Annotated in this window: 1 protein-coding gene; it reads left to right on the top strand. The window is 61.3% G+C overall.

Going from position 1 to position 1,063, the window contains the following annotated elements:
* A partial coding sequence (locus E3N85_RS00635) for a transposase (protein WP_370288926.1) occupies window positions 1-1,063 on the top strand: 1,063 nt, incomplete at both ends.

Genomic DNA, 1,063 nt, shown 5'->3' on the forward strand with positions numbered 1-1,063 from the left:
TCATGTCAAAAATGCACGAGCTACTCGAAAGTCTTTCGAAGAGCTCGCGGGACGAAACACCGCACACGAAGCCGTAATGACCGCCTATCGCGAACTGGCCAGCCGAGGAATCTCGACTCGCGTCGCGGCCGACCTGGTCGGGATTCCTCGGGCGACCGCGACCCGAAAACCACGCATTCCGGTGGCCGGGCCGGCGCCGATACCGGCGAACAAGATCGATGATGCCGACCGCCGGCAGATTCTCGACGTCGTCAACTCGAAGCCGTTCGTGGACCTGCCGCCGATCCAGATCTACGCGCAGCTGCTCGACGCGGGCACCTACTTGTGCTCAATATCAACGATGTATCGGGTGCTGAACGAGAACAAGCAAGTCAAGGACCGCCGCCGTCTGGCACGCCATCCAGCCCGAGCGATCCCGGAGCTGACGGCGACGGGACCGGGCCAGGTGCTCAGCTGGGATATTACGAAACTCGCTGGACCGGTCAAGGGGAAGTACTTCGATGCTTACGTGATGATCGATATCTACTCCCGCTACATCGTCGGCGCGTATGTTCACGCGTCGGAATCGGGCGAGCTGGCGGTGGAGATGATGAAGGAAATCTTCGGCATTCACGGCGTCCCACACGTCGTGCACGCCGACCGCGGCACGTCGATGACGTCCAAGACCGTCGCGGCGTTGTTGTCGGATCTGGAGGTCACCAAGTGGCATTCGAGGCCGCGGGTAAGTAACGATAATCCCTACAGCGAGGCGTGGTTCAAGACCCTGACATTCTCGCCGACGTTCCCCGAACGCTTCGGCTCCCTCACCGACGCGACGACGTTCATGGCCTCGTTCGTCGACGGCTACAACCACGAACATCGCCATTCCGGGATCGGCCTGAACACCCCAGCGGACGTCCACTACGGCCTCGCAGCAGCGAAAGCCATCCAACGAGCAGCGACGCTGGACGCGGCACGCGCGCGCTTCCCAGAGCGATTCAGCACGACCCAGGCACCTAAGATTCTCTCCATTCCCGAGACGGCATGGATCAACAAACCAGCCGACAAACCCACCGAGAATGAC

It is taken from the genome of Cryobacterium sp. Hz9, assembly GCF_004402825.1.
Classification (GTDB): domain Bacteria; phylum Actinomycetota; class Actinomycetes; order Actinomycetales; family Microbacteriaceae; genus Cryobacterium; species Cryobacterium gelidum.